The sequence below is a fragment of the Streptomyces sp. NPDC001530 genome (assembly GCF_042894545.1).
In the GTDB taxonomy this organism is placed as follows: Bacteria; Actinomycetota; Actinomycetes; order Streptomycetales; family Streptomycetaceae; genus Streptomyces.
Genome location: NZ_JBIAVS010000006.1, coordinates 217,866 through 235,897, shown reverse-complemented (window position 1 = coordinate 235,897; position 18,032 = coordinate 217,866). Strand labels below are relative to the sequence as shown.

18 protein-coding genes are annotated in these 18,032 nt (G+C 70.6%); 6 read left to right on the top strand and 12 right to left on the bottom strand.

Features of this window, described 5'->3' with window-relative positions:
- The first annotated feature begins 82 nt into the window (after window positions 1–82).
- Window positions 83–289 (top strand): DUF1918 domain-containing protein, encoded by a 207-nt coding sequence (locus ACFY0T_RS13920; protein ID WP_388868790.1) that lies wholly within the window; start codon window positions 83–85, stop codon window positions 287–289.
- Window position 290: 1 nt separating this feature from the next.
- Here ACFY0T_RS13920 and ACFY0T_RS13915 read toward each other — a convergent pair whose 3' ends face one another.
- Window positions 291–1,529 (bottom strand): glycoside hydrolase family 10 protein, encoded by a 1,239-nt coding sequence (locus ACFY0T_RS13915; RefSeq protein WP_388868787.1) that lies wholly within the window; start codon window positions 1,527–1,529, stop codon window positions 291–293.
- A 167-nt stretch (window positions 1,530–1,696) separates the two neighbouring features.
- On the opposite strand from ACFY0T_RS13915, the gene ACFY0T_RS13910 reads away from it, so the two are divergent.
- Entirely contained in the window at window positions 1,697–2,557 is an 861-nt protein-coding gene (locus ACFY0T_RS13910) for a 3-hydroxybutyryl-CoA dehydrogenase (RefSeq protein WP_388868784.1), read from the top strand.
- Between the two features lie 189 nt (window positions 2,558–2,746).
- Entirely contained in the window at window positions 2,747–3,004 is a 258-nt protein-coding gene (locus ACFY0T_RS13905; protein WP_388868781.1) for a hypothetical protein, read from the top strand.
- Window positions 3,005–3,031: 27 nt separating this feature from the next.
- Here ACFY0T_RS13905 and ACFY0T_RS13900 read toward each other — a convergent pair whose 3' ends face one another.
- The 7 genes from ACFY0T_RS13900 to ACFY0T_RS13870 form a co-directional block, all read right to left on the bottom strand.
- Window positions 3,032–3,577, bottom strand: a complete 546-nt coding sequence (locus ACFY0T_RS13900; protein ID WP_095933127.1) for an NUDIX hydrolase — start codon at window positions 3,575–3,577, stop codon at window positions 3,032–3,034.
- Window positions 3,578–3,743: 166 nt separating this feature from the next.
- On the bottom strand, window positions 3,744–5,084 hold the full coding sequence (locus ACFY0T_RS13895; RefSeq protein WP_388868777.1) for a transcriptional regulator: 1,341 nt from the start codon (window positions 5,082–5,084) through the stop codon (window positions 3,744–3,746).
- Window positions 5,085–5,369: 285 nt separating this feature from the next.
- Window positions 5,370–6,530, bottom strand: a complete 1,161-nt coding sequence (locus ACFY0T_RS13890; RefSeq protein WP_388868774.1) for a PP2C family protein-serine/threonine phosphatase — start codon at window positions 6,528–6,530, stop codon at window positions 5,370–5,372.
- A 397-nt stretch (window positions 6,531–6,927) separates the two neighbouring features.
- Window positions 6,928–9,432, bottom strand: a complete 2,505-nt coding sequence (pheT, locus tag ACFY0T_RS13885) for a phenylalanine--tRNA ligase subunit beta (RefSeq protein ID WP_388868771.1) — start codon at window positions 9,430–9,432, stop codon at window positions 6,928–6,930.
- Window positions 9,432–10,556: a phenylalanine--tRNA ligase subunit alpha gene (gene pheS / locus ACFY0T_RS13880; protein ID WP_388868769.1), complete on the bottom strand. Its 1,125-nt coding sequence runs from the start codon at window positions 10,554–10,556 to the stop codon at window positions 9,432–9,434. Before pheS ends, pheT begins: the two co-directional genes overlap by 1 nt.
- Window positions 10,557–10,736: 180 nt before the next feature.
- Window positions 10,737–11,867 (bottom strand): ATP-binding protein, encoded by a 1,131-nt coding sequence (locus ACFY0T_RS13875; RefSeq protein WP_388869390.1) that lies wholly within the window; start codon window positions 11,865–11,867, stop codon window positions 10,737–10,739.
- Window positions 11,868–12,221: 354 nt separating this feature from the next.
- Window positions 12,222–13,079, bottom strand: coding sequence for a TrmH family RNA methyltransferase (locus ACFY0T_RS13870; RefSeq protein WP_388868766.1), 858 nt, complete (start codon window positions 13,077–13,079; stop codon window positions 12,222–12,224).
- Between the two features lie 94 nt (window positions 13,080–13,173).
- Between ACFY0T_RS13870 and ACFY0T_RS13865 the strand changes: the two genes are divergently transcribed.
- Complete coding sequence (locus ACFY0T_RS13865) at window positions 13,174–13,473, top strand: hypothetical protein (protein ID WP_388868763.1); 300 nt, start codon at window positions 13,174–13,176, stop codon at window positions 13,471–13,473.
- A 397-nt stretch (window positions 13,474–13,870) separates the two neighbouring features.
- Here ACFY0T_RS13865 and rplT read toward each other — a convergent pair whose 3' ends face one another.
- The 3 genes from rplT to infC form a co-directional block, all read right to left on the bottom strand.
- The gene (rplT, locus tag ACFY0T_RS13860) at window positions 13,871–14,254 is read right to left on the bottom strand and encodes a 50S ribosomal protein L20 (RefSeq protein WP_006141703.1); all 384 of its coding nucleotides are present in this window, start codon (window positions 14,252–14,254) and stop codon (window positions 13,871–13,873) included.
- A 95-nt stretch (window positions 14,255–14,349) separates the two neighbouring features.
- Complete coding sequence (gene rpmI, locus ACFY0T_RS13855; RefSeq protein WP_007829094.1) at window positions 14,350–14,544, bottom strand: 50S ribosomal protein L35; 195 nt, start codon at window positions 14,542–14,544, stop codon at window positions 14,350–14,352.
- A 151-nt stretch (window positions 14,545–14,695) separates the two neighbouring features.
- The gene (gene infC, locus ACFY0T_RS13850; RefSeq protein ID WP_388869389.1) at window positions 14,696–15,391 is read right to left on the bottom strand and encodes a translation initiation factor IF-3; all 696 of its coding nucleotides are present in this window, start codon (window positions 15,389–15,391) and stop codon (window positions 14,696–14,698) included.
- A gap of 374 nt (window positions 15,392–15,765) precedes the next feature.
- Between infC and ACFY0T_RS13845 the strand changes: the two genes are divergently transcribed.
- Complete coding sequence (locus ACFY0T_RS13845) at window positions 15,766–16,122, top strand: DUF1844 domain-containing protein (RefSeq protein ID WP_327427389.1); 357 nt, start codon at window positions 15,766–15,768, stop codon at window positions 16,120–16,122.
- A 57-nt stretch (window positions 16,123–16,179) separates the two neighbouring features.
- On the opposite strand, the gene ACFY0T_RS13840 is transcribed toward ACFY0T_RS13845, so the two are convergent.
- Window positions 16,180–16,911 carry an SseB family protein gene (locus ACFY0T_RS13840; protein WP_388868759.1) on the bottom strand — a complete coding sequence of 244 codons (732 nt, stop codon included), beginning with the start codon at window positions 16,909–16,911 and terminating at the stop codon, window positions 16,180–16,182.
- A 149-nt stretch (window positions 16,912–17,060) separates the two neighbouring features.
- On the opposite strand from ACFY0T_RS13840, the gene ACFY0T_RS13835 reads away from it, so the two are divergent.
- Window positions 17,061–18,026: a serine hydrolase gene (locus tag ACFY0T_RS13835; protein ID WP_388868757.1), complete on the top strand. Its 966-nt coding sequence runs from the start codon at window positions 17,061–17,063 to the stop codon at window positions 18,024–18,026.
- The last annotated feature ends 6 nt before the right edge of the window (window positions 18,027–18,032 follow it).

The window sequence follows — 18,032 nt, the reverse complement described above, 5'->3', positions numbered from 1 at the left end:
ACCGGCGCCACCAGCCGTAGACTTGCGGCCACGGACCGCTACTCCCGCACATGACGACGCACATGACGAGGAGACCGTTCACATGCGTGCAACCGTGGGCGACCAGCTTGTGCAGCACGGCAGGGTTGTCGGACAGCACGACAAGGTCGCGGAGATCACCGAGGTAATGGGAGCCGAAGGCACTCCCCCTTACCGCGTGCGTTTCGAGGACGGGCACGAGGCAGTGTGCTCACCGGGCCCCGACTCCGAAATCCGCCACAAGAAGACCACTCACGACACGATGCAGTAACTCAGCGCGGAGGTTTCGCCGACTGCTGGTAGTGGTCGGCCACGACCTGTGCCAGCGCACCGATCCGGTCGACGGCGACCTCCGTTGCCGAGAAGAAGACATGCCCGCCCACCTGCGGATGGTCGCGGGCGAAGGTGAGGTGCCGGGAGAGTTCGGCGGGGTCCTGCCAGGCGGTGGGCTGCGCCGGATCGCCCGCCTTGTACAGCGCCTCCCCGACGTACAGCCGCACGCCCGTGCCCTCGGCGACCCTCGCCCACCAGGGCAGCAGCTGGGCGTAGTCGGCGGCGGCGAAGCCGATGTTCCAGTACAGCTGTGGGCAGATGTAGTCGATCCAGCCCTGCCGGACCCATTGCCTGGTGTCGGCGTGCAGATCGTCGTACGTCTGCGTGTGGGCTGTGGTCGCCGAGCCGCGTGGGTCGGTGGCGGCGTTGCGCCATACCCCGAAGGGGCTGATCCCGAAGCGGGCCGTGGGCCGGATCTCCTTGATGCGGGCCGCCATCTCCTGGACCAGGCAGTCGATGTTGTGGCGCCGCCAGGCGGCCTTGTCCGGAAAGCCCGCGCCGTGGGCGGCATAGGTCGCGTCGTCGTCGAATTCCTGGCCGGCGACCGGATACGGATAGAAGTAGTCGTCCCAGTGCACGGCATCGATCTCGTACATGCGCACCGCGTCGAGCATCGCGTCCTGCACGAATGCCCGGACCTGCGGCAGCCCCGGGTTGTAGTACAGCTTCCCGCCGTACGGCACGACCCAGTCGGGGTGTCTGCGGGCCGGGTGGGTCGCCACCAGCTTCGTCCGGTCGGTGTGATTCGCGATCCGGTACGGGTTGAACCAGGCGTGGAGTGCCAGGCCGCGCGCATGGGCCTCCGTCACGGCGGTGCCCAGCGGATCCCAGCCGGGGTCCTTGCCCTGCACGCCGGTCAGCCACTGCGACCACGGCTCGTACGGCGAGGGCCACAGCGCGTCGGCAGTGGGGCGCACCTGGAGGATCACGGTGTTGAGGCGCAGCCGTACCGCGGTGTCGAGATGGTCGAGGAGTTCGGCGCGCTGCTGATCGGCGGTCAGCTTCGGGCTCGACGGCCAGTCGCGGTGGGAGACGGTCGCCAGCCACATGCCCCGCAGTTGCCCGGCCTCCGCCTTCCGCGCCCGGCCCGGGGAGGCCGCGGCATCCCCCGCCGTCCCGAACCCCGACAGCGTCGCCAGCGCGGCCACCGCGAACGCCCGACGTGACAGTCGCCCCATCCCGTACCCCTTACGCATCGGATCCACTTCGTCACGGACCGTCTCCGCGCCCCAGCATGCCGGACCCGGACGATCGATCATCGATACTTCGGAGTAACGTGCACATTCGGAGCAGGCACCGAACAACGGAGGACCTGCCGCCCGTGTAGATCAGCGAAGGGGACGATGTGACCGACATCGAACGCGTCGGAGTCGTGGGCTGCGGCCAGATGGGTGCGGGCATTGCCGAGGTGTGCGCCCGCGCGGGTCTGGACGTCAAGGTCGCCGAGACCACCGGCGAAGCCCTGGAGATAGGCCGTACCCGGCTCTTCACCTCCCTGTCCAAGGCGGCCGAGCGCGGGAAGATCTCCGAGGACGAGCTCAAGGCGACCCAGGACCGGCTCAGCTTCACCACGGACCTCGGCGAGTTCGCGGACCGCGACCTGGTGATCGAGGCCGTCGTCGAGAACGAGCAGGTGAAGACCGAGATCTTCCAGGTACTCGACCAGGTGGTGACCCGGCAGGACGCGATCCTCGCCTCCAACACCTCCTCGATCCCGCTGGTGAAGCTCGCGGTCGCCACCTCGCGCCCCGACCAGGTCATCGGCATCCACTTCTTCAACCCGGCCCCGGTGCAGCAGCTCGTCGAGCTGATCCCGGCGCTGACCACCTCCGAGGGCACCCTCAGCCGCGCCCAGTTGTTCGCCGAGAAGGCGCTCGGCAAGCACGCGATCCGCGCCCAGGACCGCTCGGGCTTCGTGGTCAACGCGCTGCTGATCCCGTATCTCCTGTCGGCGATCCGGATGTTCGAGTCGGGCATCGCCAGCCGCGAGGACATCGACAACGGCATGGAGCTGGGCTGCGCCCACCCGATGGGCCCGCTCAAGCTGTCCGACCTGATCGGCCTCGACACGGTGGCCTCGGTCGCGTACTCGATGTACGAGGAGTACAAGGAGCCGCTGTACGCCGCTCCCCCGCTGCTGCAGCGCATGGTGGACGCGGGACGCCTGGGCCGGAAGTCGGGCTCGGGCTTCTACACCTACGGCTGATTACGGACCGTAGCCTTAGGGCTTGCGCGGGCCCGGCACCCTTTTCGGTGCCGGGCCCGCGCCATTCACACACCGTGTGCGCGCCGGGCTCGCATATGCCCCTCGCACACGCTCCCCACGTGTCCACCAGGCGAGTTGACTTTCCGTGCGCATGTAAGGGATGTGACGACTACGGAAAGGAGCGGACTCGTGACCGCCGACCCCGAGCATCCCGTGGTCCCAGGGGAACTCGCAGAGTTACGCCGGTCCCTCGAAGTGGGGCTCACCCGCATCGAGGGAGGGCTGGCGCTGCTCACTCAGCGCGACGATCAGACCGCCAAGGATCTCGACGACCTGAGCGCACGGGTCGTCGCCCTCGAGCACACCCGCTGGCCACTGCCCACCCTCGCGGCCGTCGCGGCCGTGGGCGCGCTGGCCGTGGCGGTCTGGCAGGCTCTGGGCCACTAGGCCCCTGGACGCCGTGGGGGGGATGGATCAGGGCAAGGCGTCCTGCCCGAGCCTGAGATGGTGCAGAAGGAGCAGTGCGGCAGCCATGTTGGCGGCCGGGACCTCGCCGCGGGCGACCATGTCGGGAACGAGTTTTAAGGGAACCCATTCCCGGCGGTCCGACTCGAAGTCGTCCACGGGGTGTCCGATGTACGCGCCCTCGTCGGCCCAGAAGATGTGGTGCCGGGCGTCGGTGAGCCCGTTGGAGGGCTCGACGCTCATCAGATGCCGCAGGGGCCCCGGCCGCCAGCCGGTCTCCTCCTCCAGTTCGCGGGCCGCCGCGACGGCGATGTCCTCACCGTCCTCGACGACGCCCGCCGCGAGTTCCCACCCCCAGCTGTCGGTGATGAAGCGGTGCCGCCACAGGAGCAGCACTTCATTGGCCTCATTCACCACAGTGGCCACGGCCACCGGCCGCAGCCGTATCAAAAAGTGATCGAGGTGCCGACCGTCCGGCAGCTCCACATCTGCGAGATTGACGCTGAACCAGCGGTTTGCGTACACAGTTTGTTCGTTCTGTTTCGTCCACTGCACGGTTCTGCCACCTTCCGCCGAGTAGATGGCAATATCGCAGCAGGAGTGTCCTCACAGCAGGCTCACAGCGGTCGGGGCACGGTGCAGCGGCAGCGGCAGGCACGGTGTTCTTGAGCGGTACGCGGTGTTCAGGAGCACTTTCCCGGCGCGGTACCGGCGCACTGTCCTAGAGCGGTACGCGCAGTGCCCCGTCGATGAGTTCGGCGGCCTCGGCCGTACCCGCGCAGCCGCTGCGCACCAGATGTTCGCGTACCACACGAAGTCTGTCACGCAGCCGCTGGGACTCCATCCCCCGCGCCTGCTCGGCCATCTGGACGGCGGTCGCCACCGCCTTGTCGGCGTTGCCCTGACGCAGTTCGATCTGGCTGAGCATCGCGAGCCGGTGCACCCGTCCCCGGTCGTGAGCCGGGTTGTCGACGGCCGCTATGGCGTGCTCCCCCGCCGCCACCAGGTCACCGAGGCTGAGCAGCGCCTCCGCCACCTGTACGTTGACCAGGCCCGGCTGGACATAGCCGGTCTCGTCGGGCTCGTAACCGCGCCGGATGCGCTCGGCGGCCTGCTCGGCACGCCGTATGCAGGACAGCGCGCTACTGCCGTCGCCGAGGTGCGCGTACGCCTTGGCCTGCATCGCGTAGAGGTCGGAGGCGAGTGCCGGAGTGATGTGGCGCCCCGCGGCGCGCAGCGCGGCCTCCGCGAAGGCGACGGCCTGCCGGTACTCCCGCATGAACAGGGACTGGTTGACAAGGAGGGCTATGACGTAAGCGCCAAGTCCCCGGTCCCCGCTGGCCTTCGCGAGCCGCAGCGCCTGGTGGAAGTAGCGCTGGGCGAGTCCGTGCGCGTCGGAGTCGTAGGCGCAGATGCCCGCGATGGCGACCAAGCCGCCGGTCGCGCGGTGGAGTTGGCGGCCGGTCGCGTCGGTGTAGCTGCCGCGCAGCAGGGGCGCCGTCTCCGAGTTGAGGAAGCCGACGATCCGGGTGCGGGTCGCGATACCGCCGGCCTTGCGGTACATCTGCTCGTAGTGGGCGCGGGCCGCGCGCAGCATCTCGATGTCGGCCATGCTGACGCGGTGCCGTCCGCCGCGCGAGACGTCCACGTCCTCGGGCGGGTTCTCCCACTCCCACACCGGCATCACGGCGGGCGTTCCGGTGACGGCCGGGGCGCCGAGGATGTGCGGGCGTTGCTGTTCGTCGGAGCGCCACAGGGCGGTGGCACGCTCGACGAACCCGGAGAGCGAGGTGCCGTGCGGGGTGGAGGGCTCGCCGGGCACGCCGAGGCCGATGTCGTCGAGCGTCACGGGCCGGTGCAGTCGTCCGGCGAGCACCTCGCAGATCAGGTCGGGCACCTGGCCCCGCGGCCGCTGACCCTTCAACCACCGTGCCACGGCGGTGTGTTCGTACCTGAGCGCGAGACCGCGCGCTCTCCCCGCCTGATTGACGTGGGCGGCGAGTCCCGCGTGCGAGATGCCGGCCTCGTCGAGAATCGCGTCGAGCAGAGTGTTGGGCTGCATGGAGGCCCCCCGGGTGGCTCGTTGCCGTCAGACTAGTGCGTCCCGTTTCACACGGGGTGTGAAACGAGTGCCCGTATCCGGGCAGTACGCGCGCTGTCGCAGAGCGTTTCTGGCCGGTTGACTGAAATGCCTCGCAAGAGGCCGGCCGGGCCGCCGGCTCCCCCTCGTACAGTGCGGCGGCCCGATTCCGCGCCGTCCGCCCAGCTGCCTGCCCGACACTCCGTGGCGGGGCGGACGGCAGCGCCGGCGCTCCGCAGGTGGTGCCGAGCGGCCAAGCGCCGGGGGTTACAGGTGATTTGTCGGCTGCGGGTTCGTCGTGGCTGGTCGCGCCCGCGCGGCGGAGCCGCTTACGTCGCTGCCCCGCGCCCCTACCGGGGTGCCCCTGGCCCAGCGGTCATTGCGCAGGACCAGCAATGCGATGTCGTCGGCCGGTCTGCCTCCTGCGTGGCGCAGCAGCTCAGCGAAGACGAATCGCAGGATCGCCTGCGGTACGGCAACCGGGTTCTCACGCACCGCCTCGGCGAGAGCCGCAGACAGGGGGAAGAAGCAGCCTCGGGCGTCACGCGCGTCCTCGGCTCCGTCCGTGTGCAGGAACAGCGCATCGCCGGGCAGAAGTTGGCCGCAGTCGGTGGGCACCAGCTCGGCCGGGAGCGGGAACGGCCCCAGCGGGGGCAGCGGGTCGGCCCGTACGAGCGGTTCGACCCGGCTGCCGCTGAGCAGATACGGCCACGGGTGCCCGCAGTTGAGGGCGTACACCTCGCCGTCGCGGCGGATCTCCAGCAGCAGCACGGTGACGAACTCCTCGGCCACCGGACTGTCGGGATCGAGCCCGGCCGAGGGGTGCTCGGCCCGGGCCCGCTCGCGCAGATGTCTGGTCAGCGCGCGCTCGAGTCTCCTCAGTACGCAGCCGAGTTCGGGCTCGTCGTGCACGGCCTCGCGGAAGCTGCCGAGAACGGCGGCGGCGGTTGCGATGGCGCCGAGGCCGTGCCCGCGGACGTCGCCCATGACGATCCGTACGCCGTGCTCGGTGGCGATCGCCTCGTACAGGTCACCGCCGACGCTCGCGCCACGGTCCGCGGAGAGCTGGGCCGCCGCGATGTTCAGCCCGTCGATGCGCGGGGGCAGCGGCCGTAGCAGCACGTTCTGGGCGGCGCCCGCGACCTTGCGGATCTGCCGGAGCTCGCGCAGCAGGGCCCTTCTGACATGGAGGATCAGGCCCGTACCGACCACGAAGAAGACGGCGCTGGTGACGATCCGGGCGCCCAGCCCGTTCTGCTGCGCGAGCGGGCAGGTCATCTTGTACGTGATCGCCAGCGCGCCCCAGGCGGTGGGCAGCCCCACGCTGAGCGCGCGGCGCAACGGGCTGCGCGCGGCCCGCCGCAGCGGTCGGTCGAGGGCGACGCGCCGGTCACGTCGCCGGATCGGCCGAGGTCTTCCCCTGCGCACCGCCCGAGTGAACCCGGCCCGCAGCCGGTCGCCCCGGCCTCGCGCCCCTAGGCCCGCCCAGGCCAGCACCCGCGAGTGCCTCCGGGGCGTCGCCCTGCAGGGATCCCCAGCCTTGATACGGATCATGCCGATTGGCCCCCCAATAGGCCCTGACAGCGCAGACGACCTCCAAGAGGCCGGTCCGATTCTGTCGACCGCATGCCCCGATCGGGCCAGATCGCCCGGACTTCTCACCCGAATGAGTGAGGCGCCTCCAGACACCTGCATTTATGCAGGTAGACCGCGGCAAAGGGCCTCGCTGGGGGCGCCCCGACAAGGGCGCGGGGAACTGCGCGCCCAGCCACGGACCACCCGCAGCCGGCAAAAGACCCGCAGTTCCCCGGTACTCCCTGCGGAGCTAGCTCCGCAGCTCCGCTCCCGTCCGCTCGCCCGCGAGGGCCACCGCCGCGTCGCGGGCCGCGGAGGCCTCGTCGACGGTCAGGGTGCGGTCGGCGGCACGGAACCGCAGCGCGTACGCCAGCGACTTCCGGCCGTCGCCCAGCTGCTCGGCGTTCTCGTAGACGTCGAACAGCCGGATGGACTCCAGGAGCTCACCCGCGCCGTCGCGCAGCGCGGCCTCGACGTCCGTGTGCGGGACGAACTTGTCGACGACCAGCGCGACGTCCTGCGTGGCGACCGGGAAGGTCGAGACCTTCGGGCCCTTGGGAACGCCCGCGCTGGCCTGCTCCAGCACGTCCAGGTCCAGCTCCATCGCGCAGGTGCGCGCGGGCAGCCCCAGCGTCTTCAGGACACCGGGGTGCAGCTCACCGGCGTACCCGATGACCTGCTCCGCGCCACCCACGCGAACCGCCAGCTCGGCGCAGCGGCCCGGGTGCCACGGCCCGTACTGGCCGGAGCGGACGAGGAGCTCGGTCCCCGCCTCGCGGGCCAGGATGCGCGCGGCCTCGATCGCGTCGGCCCAGTCGCCCGGCCGGCCCTTGCCCCACCAGCCGGCCTGCTCGCGGGCGCCCGCGAGGACGACGGCGGCGTGCCGGGGCTGCACGGGGAGCGCGACGGTGAGCGACGCGATCTCCTCGTCGGTGGGACGGCGGTCGACGGGCAGCCGGCCCGCGACGCGCAGCTGGTCCTGCGGGTGGAAGACCAGGCCCGTCTCGAAGAGCGCCAGGTCGTGGCTGCCGCGTCCGTTGTTGCGGCGCAGGGCGTGGAGCAGGCCCGGCAGCAGCGTCGTACGGAGCGCGGGCTCCTCGTCGGAGAGCGGGTTGACCAGCTTGACGACCTTGCGCTTCGGGTCGTCGGCGGCCAGGCCCAGCTGGTCGAAGACGTGCTCGCCGATGAACGGGTAGTTCAGCGCCTCGACGTAGCCGGCGCCGGCCAGCGCGCGGCCGATCCGGCGCTGCAGCCGCTGCCGGTCGGTGAGGCCGAGGCCCGCCGGGGGCTTCGGCAGCGTGGAGGGCAGGTTCTCGTAGCCCTCGAGCCGGATAACCTCTTCGGCCAGGTCGTTCGGGTCCGTCAGGTCGGGCCGCCAGGACGGCACGGTGACGATCAGCTCGTCCTGCCCGTAGACGTCGCAGCCGACCTGCTGGAGACGGCGTACGACGGTCTCGCGGCCGTAGTCGACACCGGCCACCTTGTCCGGGTGGTTCGCCGGGATGGTGATGGTGTGCGGCGCGGACGGGGCGATGACCTCGGTGACCCCGGCGTCGGCGGTGCCGCCCGCGAGGAGGACCAGCAGGTCGACCGTGCGCTGGGCCGCGGCGGAGGCGGCCTGCGGGTCGACGCCGCGCTCGAAGCGCTTGGACGCCTCGGAGGCCAGCTTGTGCCGGCGGGCCGTGCGCGCGATGGAGATCGCGTCGAAGTGCGCGGCCTCGATGACGACCTCGGTCGTGGTGCCCTCGGTGTCGTCGATCTCGGTGTGGGCGCCGCCCATGACGCCCGCGAGGCCGATGGGCCCGCGGTCGTCGGTGATCACCAGGTCCTCGCCGTCCAGCGTGCGCGTGACGCCGTCGAGGGTGGTGAGCTTCTCGCCCGGCTCGGCCCGGCGCACGCCGATCGCACCCTGGACGCGGGAGCGGTCGTACGCGTGCAGCGGCTGGCCGAGCTCCAGCATCACGTAGTTGGTGATGTCGACCGCGAGCGAGATCGGGCGCATGCCCGCCTTCTGCAGGCGGCGCTTGAGCCAGATCGGGGAGTGGGTGTCGGGGTCGAGGCCCGACACCGTGCGCGCGGTGAAGCGGTCGCAGCCGAGCGGCTCGGAGACCTGCACCGGGTAGCCGAACGCGTTCGGCGCCGGTACGTCGAGCAGCGCCGGGTCGCGCAGCGGCAGGCCGTACGCGATGGCCGCCTCGCGGGCGATGCCGCGCAGCGAGAGGCAGTAGCCGCGGTCGGGGGTGACCGCGATGTCGAGGACCTCGTCGACGAGCTGGAGCAGCTCGATCGCATCGGTGCCGACCTCGTGCTCGGGCGGCAGCACGATGATGCCGTGCGAGCCGTCGTCGCCCATGCCCAGCTCCTCGCCGGAGCAGATCATGCCGTGCGAGGTCTTGCCGTACGTCTTACGCGCGGCGATCGCGAAGTTGCCGGGCAGGACGGCGCCCGGCAGCACCACGACGACCTTGTCGCCGACGGCGAAGTTGCGGGCGCCGCAGACGATCTCCTGGGGCTCACCGGTTCCGTTGGCGGTGCCGACGTCGACGGTGCAGAACCGGATGGGCTTCTTGAAGCCCTCCAGCTCCTCGATGGTCAGCACCTGGCCGACGACCAGGGGGCCCTTGAGGTCGGCGCCGAGGTGCTCGACGGTCTCGACCTCGAGGCCCGCCGAAATGAGCTTGGCCTGGACGTCGCGCCCGGTCTCCGTCGCCGGCAGGTCGACGTACTCCCGCAGCCAAGAAAGCGGGACCCGCATCAGATCTCCATCCCGAACGGCCGGGTGAACCGGACGTCACCCTCGACCATGTCTCGCATGTCTTCGACGTTGTGGCGGAACATCAGCATCCGCTCGATGCCGAACCCGAAGGCGAATCCGCTGTACTTCTCCGGGTCCACGCCGCAGGCGACAAGGACGCGCGGGTTGACCATGCCGCAGCCGCCCAGCTCGATCCAGCCCTCGGAGGAGCAGGTCCGGCAGGGGCGGTCGGGGTTGCCGACGGACTCGCCCTTGCAGACGTAGCAGAGCATGTCCATCTCGGCGGACGGCTCGGTGAAGGGGAAGTAGTTCGGACGCAGCCGGGTCTTCATGTCCGAGCCGAAGAGCGACTGGACCATGTGGTCCAGGGTGCCCTTCAGGTCCGCCATGGTCAGGCCCTCGTCGACGGCCAGCAGCTCGATCTGGTGGAAGACCGGGGTGTGCGTGGCGTCCAGCTCGTCCGTGCGGTACACGCGGCCGGGGCACACGATGTAGACGGGCGGCTCACGGTCCAGCATGGCGCGGGCCTGCACCGGCGAGGTGTGGGTGCGCAGCACGACACCGGACTCGCCGTGGTCGCCCTTGGGCCCCTCGACGAAGAAGGTGTCCTGCATCTGCCGGGCCGGGTGGTCCGGGCCGAAGTTCAGGGCGTCGAAGTTGAACCACTCCGCCTCGACCTCGGGGCCCTCGGCGACCTCGTATCCCATGGACACGAAGACGTCGGCGACCCGCTCCATCATCGTGGTCAGCGGGTGGCGGGCGCCGGCCGGTACGCGGTCGTACGGCAGCGTGACGTCCACCGCCTCCTCGACCAGCACCCGGGCGTCCCGCTCGGCCTCCAGCTCGGCCTGGCGGGCGACGAGGGCCTTGTTCACGGCGCCGCGGGCCTGGCCCACGCGCTTGCCGGCCTCGGCCTTGGCGTGCGGGGGCAGGGCGCCGATCTCGCGGTTGGCGAGGGCCAGCGGCGAGGTACCGCCGGTGTGGGCGACCTTGGCCTCCTGGAGCGCGTCGAGGTCACCGGCGGCCGCGAAGGCGGCGAGCGCCTCGTCCCGCATGCGCTCGATCTCTTCCGGTTTCAAGGCCTCGACCTCTACAGGGTCGTACGACTTATTCGGTGCCGACATCTCTTCCCGTGCTTCCGGTTGGCTGGCGGATGGTCCCCGTCTACGACTCGGAGACGAATCGTCCACAGATGAGGACGCAAAGGTGCCAAAGGCCGAGTCTAACGGGGTGCGAGGCAGCCTTGGACGCGCAGTCCAAGGCGTGGCCGCTGTATGAGTGCGCCCGTGGGGGCCGCTTCGGCGTTACAGGAGATACGCCGGGGTGCCCACGGGCAACGTAAATCGGAACTCGGCGCCGCCGCCAGGGGCGCGGCCGACCGTGATGGTGCCGCCGTGGGCCTCGACGATGCCCTTGACGATGTAGAGCCCGAGGCCCGTGCCGCCGCGCTTGCTGCCCCGCCAGAAGCGGGTGAAGACGCGGTTCATGGATTCCTCCGGGATGCCGGTGCCCTCGTCGCTCACGGTGACCGACGTGGCAGCGTTCGCAGCGTTTTCGTCGTCCCCCCGCTCGCGCGGGGACGCCGAGGGCGTGACGTCAATGGTGACGGTTCCCTCGCCGTGGCGCACGGCATTTTCGAGCAGGTTGCTGAGCACCTGGTCGATCTTGTCGGGGTCGGCCCACAGGGCAGGGAGCGGCTGTTCGATACGGAGCAGGAAGCGGTCGGCAGGCTGGCCCGAGGCGACATACGCCTGGATGTGCCGACCGACGGCCGCGCCTATGTCGACAGGCTGCCGGCGCACTTCGAGGCGCCCGGAGTCGATGCGGGAGATGTCGAGCAGCTCGGCGATGAGCCGCGTGACGCGGTTCGCGTCGGCGTCGACGGTCTCGAGCATGAGTTTCTTCTGGTCGTCGGTGAAGCGTTCCCACTTCGCCAGCAGGGTGGCCGTGAAGCCCTTGACGGAGGTGAGCGGCGAGCGCAGTTCATGGGCGACCGTGGCGATCAGCTCGGCGTGGCTGCGTTCGGTGCGGCGACGGGCCTCGGTGTCACGCAGGGAGACGACGAGCCGGTGGATGGGGCCGGTGGGGTGCGTGCGCACGTACCGCACCGACACCAGGACTTCCCTGCCGCCCGGCAGCAGCAGATTGCGCTCGGGCTGTCCGACGCGGATCGCGAGCCCGCCGTACGGGTCGGTCAGCTGCCACCAGCGGCGGCCTTCGAGATCCTCTAACGGCAGGGCCCGTTCGAGCCGCCGGCCGAGGGCCTCCGAGGCGGGTACGGCGGTGATGCGGGCGGCGGCGGCGTTGAAGCAGATCACCTGGCCGTGCTCGTCGGCGACGACGAGCCCGTCGGGCAGGTCGTCGGGGTCGATGCCCAGCTCGGCTCCGAGCTGGGCTCCGATGCCGGCTCCGATGCCGATCGCGACGGGATCGATTCCGGTTTCGGCTTCGCGGTCGACTTCGGCTCCGAGGCCGACTTCGCGATCGGCTTCGGCTCCGAGGTCGACTTCGCGTTCGGCTTCGGCTCCGAGGTCGACTTCGCGTTCGGCTTCGGTTCCGAGGTCGGCTTCGGTTCCGAGGTCGGCTTCGGTTCCGAGGTCGGCTTCGGTTCCGAGGTCGGCTTCGGTTCCGAGGTCGGCTTCGCGTTCGGCGGTGAGGTCACCGCGCCGGGACGCGGGTGTGCCGCGCACGTCCCGTGCTCGCGGCGCCTTCTGCGCCCCGCTCGTGCCGACACTCATCCCCGTACCCCACCTCTCGTCTGGCAGTGGGCCCCCGAGCCCGTCACCCTACTAGCTGTGGGTGACGGAACGGCACCCTCCGGAGCCGCGCTGTGCACGGGCGGACGCGTAGAGACATACGGCGGCGGCCGTGGCGAGGTTCAGACTCTCGGCCTTTCCGTGAATCGGAACGCGCACGACAGCATCGGCCAGCGCGCGCGTCTCCTCCGGAAGCCCCCACGCCTCGTTCCCGAACACCCAGGCGGTGGGTCCGCCCATGGTCCCCTTGTCGAGCTCGTCGTCGAGGTCGTCGTCACCGGCGCCGTCGGCGGCGAGAATCCGCACCCCGGCGTCCTTGAGCCCCTGCACGGCCCGCTCGACGGGCACGCCGACGGCGACGGGCAGATGGAACAGGGACCCGACCGAGGCCCGTACGGCCTTGGGGTTGTACACGTCGACGGACGCGTCGGTAAGTACGACGGCCTCGGCACCGGCGGCGTCCGCGCACCTCAGCACCGTCCCGGCGTTGCCGGGGTCGCGGACGTGCGCGAGTACGGCGACGAGCTTGGGCTCGGCCTTGAGGATCTCCTCGAACGGCGTGTCCAGGAACCGGCAGACCCCGACCAGCCCCTGCGGGGTGACCGTCGTGGAAATGTCGGCGATCACCGCTTCGTCGGCGAGGTGCACCCGAGCCCCGGCGTCCCGGGCCTCCCCGATGATGTCGGCGTACCGCCCCGCCGCCTCGACGGTCGCGAAGAGCTCCACCAGCGTGGCGGCGCCGTCGGCCCGGTGCGCCGCCGCCTCCCGCACGGCCTGCGGCCCCTCGGCGAGGAACAGCCGCTCCTTGCCCCGGAAATTCCGCCTGGCGAGCCGCCGCGCGGCGGAAACACGGGGCGAGCGCGGGGAGATCAACTCGGGGGCGGCAGCCATGGGTTCACCTTCGGGGGTTGCGGAGGAGTGTTCAGCCTCCGCCACACGGGGCTGAACCGACGACGGAGGGCACGCGGCACGACGCCCGCCCAAGGTGCGGCTGCGGCTGCGGCTGCGGCTGCGGCTGCGGCTGCGGCTGCGGCTGCGGCTGCGGCTGCGGGCCATTATCCGGCGAGCCGGAACCTTCATGCGCGGCGGCTGGATCGGGGTCCTCGGCCCGGGGAGCGGGCGGAAACCTCCCGCGCCTACGGAGCGCAGGCGCGGGGCCCGGCCCGCGCGGCGCGATGCAGTGCGGCGCGAAGCGGCGCGGCCCGGTGCAGTGCAGCCCGGCCCGGTGCGGTGCGGATATGCCGGTGCGGTGCGGGCGAGGATCTCCGACCACGACAGCGGATGAGTTCCCTTGCTCGCCGCAGCAGGCGAACGTCGCCGCAGCGAGCGTAGGCTCTCGCGAGCCGGGCCCTTCTCCCACGGCAACGGCCGCCCCTTCCCGCCGCAACGGCGCTCAGCCACGACGGCGGATTCCGGCGGTGCCGAAACCGCCCGGAACGAACCGTCCGGAACGACGCGCAGCGTACGCCCGTCCGACAGCCGGACCACGGACGACCCGCAGGGACGGAAAGGGGTCGGTGCCGCCCCCAGGCGACACGACGCGGACCCCCGCAGAGCAAGCCGACCACCGCACAGCAGAGCGCTGCACAGCGCAGCGCACGCGCAGCGAAAACGCATATGGACCCGCAAGCCGCAAGGCAAGCGGGTCCACAGCTACATCCGGCTCAAGGCCAGCGCCGGCGTCACGCAGCCTTCGGCGCGTTGACGTCCGACGGCAGCGCCTTCTGCGCGACCTCGACGAGCGCGGCGAACGCGTTGGCGTCGTTGACGGCCAGCTCCGCGAGGATCTTGCGGTCGACCTCGACGTTCGCGGCCTTCAGACCCTGGATGAAGCGGTTGTACGTGATGCCGTTGGCGCGGGCCGCGGCGTTGATGCGCTGGATCCACAGCTGCCGGAAGTCGCCCTTGCGCTTCTTACGGTCGTTGTAGTTGTAGACCAGCGAGTGGGTGACCTGCTCCTTGGCCTTGCGGTACAGACGCGAACGCTGACCGCGGTAGCCGGAAGCCTGCTCGAGGATCGCCCGGCGCTTCTTGTGGGCGTTGACTGCCCGCTTGACGCGTGCCACTTGTTAACTCCTTGTAGCGGGGCCGTGGTGGTCTTCACACGGCCCGAAATCGATTGGGTCCCGGTCCAGACGTACGGCGGCTAGGCGCCGGTACGTCACTTGCCGAGAAGCTTCTTGATCTTCTTGGCGTCGCCCGGGGCCATCTCGGCGTTGCCGGTGAGGCGACGCGTCAGACGGGACGACTTGTGCTCGAGCAGGTGGCGCTTGCCGGCGCGCTCACGGAGCACCTTGCCGGAGCCGGTGACCTTGAAGCGCTTGCTGGCACCGCTGTGCGACTTGTTCTTCGGCATAGCGCCGTTCTCTCCTCGTCAGTGGCGTTCCGATGCCCGGTCGTGAAACCGGGCACGGTGCAACGTCATATGTATGGATTGACATCCCTGGACTGCTGTCCCGGGACTCCCTGAACTGTTGTTCCGGGCTCCCGGGGCGTAAGCCCTGGGATCAGGCCTCGGCGGAAGCCTCGGCCGCGGCCTCGGCGCTCTCGGCGTCAGCCGTCTCGGCGTCGGCCGTCTCGGCGGCGTTCTGCGAACGGCCCGGGTTGGCCTTCGCTTCCGCCTTGCGAGCCGCCTGGGCCTCACGGGCCTCGGCCATCGCCTCGGTCTTCTTCTTGTGCGGACCGAGAACCATGATCATGTTCCGGCCGTCCTGCTTCGGGTTCGACTCAACGAAACCGAGGTCCTCGACGTCCGACGCGAGACGCTGCAGCAGTCGGTAGCCGAGTTCCGGCCGAGACTGCTCGCGACCACGGAACATGATCGTGATCTTGACCTTGTCGCCCTGCTTGAGGAACCGGACGACGTGACCCTTCTTGGTGTCATAGTCGTGCGGGTCGATCTTCGGCCGGAGCTTCATCTCCTTGATGACCGTGTGCGCCTGGTTCTTGCGCGCCTCACGGGCCTTCATGGCCGACTCGTACTTGAACTTCCCGTAGTCCATGAGCTTGCAGACCGGCGGGCGCGCGTTCGCGGCCACCTCGACCAGGTCGAGGTCGTACTCCTGCGCAAGCTCCAGGGCCTTGGCAAGCGGAACAATCCCGACCTGCTCGCCGCTGGGACCGACAAGTCGCACCTCGGGAACGCGAATCCGGTCGTTGATGCGGGGCTCGGCGCTGATGGATCCTCCTCGGTAGCACCACACGGCGATCTGGCGGACAGCCGCGTATGTCTCTGATGACATGTGGACCAACCACCGCGGGGCATGAAAAATGCCCCGGGACGGGACACAGGCGGGGCTCCAAGGACTACCGGAGCACCGCCGCGACGTACCGCGGGGCGCACTTTCGGGCGACTCCACCGTCCGTACGGAACGGTGGTGGCCGCCTGACCGGGGTGACCCGCCGTCCCGGAGGACGGTCAGGTGGGAGATCGGAGCCTCCACTTGTGGGCCGGGCACATGCATGTCCAGCCGGTCGTTACACAAGGTTAGCAGCTCCCCGGGGGAGGCGCGAACCGGACAGCTCCGCCGGTACTCCCCCGCACGGGGCGGGCGCGCCGGGGCCTATCGTGTGAGGCATGAGTGACACCCCTCCCCAGACGCCCGACTACGACACCATGACCCGCGACATCGCCGAGGTCCCCGCGGTCGAGGTGATCGTGACGGTCGCCGTCAACCTGATGAGCGCCGCCGCCGTGAAGCTCGGTCTGACCGAGGAGGGCGACGAGCACAAGGACCTGGACGAGGCGCGCAAGCTGGTGACCGCGCTGGCCGGGCTGCTCGACGCGAGCGCGACCGAGATCAGCTCCTTCCACGCGGCGCCCCTGCGCGACGGCCTGAAGTCGCTGCAGCTGGCCTTCCGCGAGGCGTCCATCGTCCCGGACGAGCCGGGCCAGGGCCCGGGCGAGAAGTACACGGGCCCGGTCTACGGCTAGACCATCAGGAGCGTACGTACAAGGTCTTGAGGACCGTACGTACGACGTACGACAGCTTCAGGAGCGTACGTACAAGGGCTCGCCCGGAGGCGTCGCCCCGGCCGGCAGGAGTGCCAGGTCGAGGCCGCGCACCAGGCGGGCCCTCAGTGTTTCGTCGGCCGCGAGCCGTTCGGCGATGGCGCGGGCGGTCTCGGCCGGGGCGGCGGCTGGGTCCAGTACGAGGGCGAGGGTGCCGTCGGCCTGGCCCGGGCCGAGGTGGGCGCGGAGCACCAGGGGCTCGGCGGCGACCGCGGCCCGTACCGCCTCGACGACGGCCGGGTCGGCCAGCGGGTCGGCGGAGGTGCGCCCCTCGGCGAGCGCCAGCAGGGCCGAACCCGTCAGCTCGTAGGGCACGGGACCGGCCATGTCCAGCACGATCGTGTCGGCCTTCTCGTGGGCGGCGGCCTGCAGGGCCTGGTGCAGGGGTACGGCGACGGGGCGGGCCTGCGGATCCCACCGGGCCAGCGACTCGGTGGAGGTGAAGGCGGGCAGGGCCGTGCGGCTGCCCGCCTTCAGGGTCGGGACCGCCACGTCGCTGGTCTTCTCGCGGCGCAGCCCGTTCTCGTCCTCCTCGACCTCGCCGAGGACGGCCACGACGGGCACGAGGAGCCGGGCGCCCTTGAGCGCCTCCAGGACCGGACGCACGGCGGTGCGGTCCTCGGCCCAGGCGGTGAGCGCCGCGCTCAGCCGGGGATCGGCGGAGCCGTCGTCGTCGGAGAAGCCGGAGTCGGGAATGTTCTTGTTCGCCACGGTCCCCGACCCTATCGGGGGGATGCTGCTGCGCTTGTGCGGCCCCGGAAACCCGGCGGTGACGGGACTCATGGGTTTCTCAGCCTTCCCTGACACACATCTAACATTCGTCTAACCGCGGACACAGCCCAGCCGCCCAGCATCGCGGGATGGACCGTCACAGAGCCCGCGGGCGCCGCGCCCGCCCCTCCCGACGCACGCCACTCCTCTACACCGTGGTGGCCTCCGCCGTCCTCGTCGGCGCTACGGCGGCGGGGACGGTGTATGTGAAGGCACAGGCGCACGACGGCCCGGGCCTCGTATCGTCGTCCGCGTCCTCGGCATCGTCCTCGGCGTCGCCGGCCATCAGCGAGGAGGCCTCGGTGGAACCTGTGGCGGAGCCCTCGGTCGACCGGGACGCGCTGCTCGCCAAGGCGATGACGTCAGTGACCGTGGAGGACGGCGCGGAGGTGTCGGTCGCGGTCCTCGACGTCGACTCAGGTGAGAGCGCCGTGTACGGCGACGGCACCTTCGACACCGCGAGCATCGTCAAGGTCGACATCCTGGCCACGCTGCTGCTCCAGGCGCAGGACGCGGACCGGCACCTGACGGCCCAGGAGAAGGCGTACGCCACCGCGATGATCGAGAACAGCGACAACACCTCGGCGTCCGCGCTGTGGCGCACGATCGGGCAGGCGGATGGTCTCAACGCCGCCAACAAGCGTTTCGGGCTGACCGGCACGGAGGGCGGGTCCGGCATGCTGTGGGGTCTGACCCAGACCACCGCCGCCGATCAACTGACCCTGCTGCGGCAGGTGTTCGGGGACGACTCGGAGCTGAGCGAGAGCTCGCGGTCGTATCTCCAGGGGCTCATGGGCGGGATCGCCACCGATCAGCACTGGGGGGTGTCGGCCGCGGCCGACGGCTCCAAGTGGGCGCTGAAGAACGGGTGGTTGGCGCGCAGCACGACCGAGCTGTGGGACATCAACAGCATCGGGCGGGTCACCGTCGACGGGCACGACTATCTGGTGGCGACGCTGTCGAACGGCAACTCGACGAAGGCGAAGGGGATTTCGCTGGTCGAGGCGGCGGCGGAGGCGGCCGTCTCCGCCTTCCAGGACACGGCCGACGACTAGGCGCGG

Coding starts and splice junctions, on each gene's coding strand:
- ACFY0T_RS13920 (WP_388868790.1), top strand. CDS start 83: ATGCGTGCAACCGTGGGCGACCAGCTTGTGCAGCACGGCAGGGTTGTC.
- ACFY0T_RS13915 (WP_388868787.1), bottom strand. CDS start 1,529: ATGGGGCGACTGTCACGTCGGGCGTTCGCGGTGGCCGCGCTGGCGACG.
- ACFY0T_RS13895 (WP_388868777.1), bottom strand. CDS start 5,084: ATGCAGCCCAACACTCTGCTCGACGCGATTCTCGACGAGGCCGGCATC.
- pheT (WP_388868771.1), bottom strand. CDS start 9,432: ATGCGGGTCCCGCTTTCTTGGCTGCGGGAGTACGTCGACCTGCCGGCG.
- pheS (WP_388868769.1), bottom strand. CDS start 10,556: ATGTCGGCACCGAATAAGTCGTACGACCCTGTAGAGGTCGAGGCCTTG.
- ACFY0T_RS13870 (WP_388868766.1), bottom strand. CDS start 13,079: ATGGCTGCCGCCCCCGAGTTGATCTCCCCGCGCTCGCCCCGTGTTTCC.
- rpmI (WP_007829094.1), bottom strand. CDS start 14,544: ATGCCGAAGAACAAGTCGCACAGCGGTGCCAGCAAGCGCTTCAAGGTC.
- ACFY0T_RS13845 (WP_327427389.1), top strand. CDS start 15,766: ATGAGTGACACCCCTCCCCAGACGCCCGACTACGACACCATGACCCGC.
- ACFY0T_RS13835 (WP_388868757.1), top strand. CDS start 17,061: ATGGACCGTCACAGAGCCCGCGGGCGCCGCGCCCGCCCCTCCCGACGC.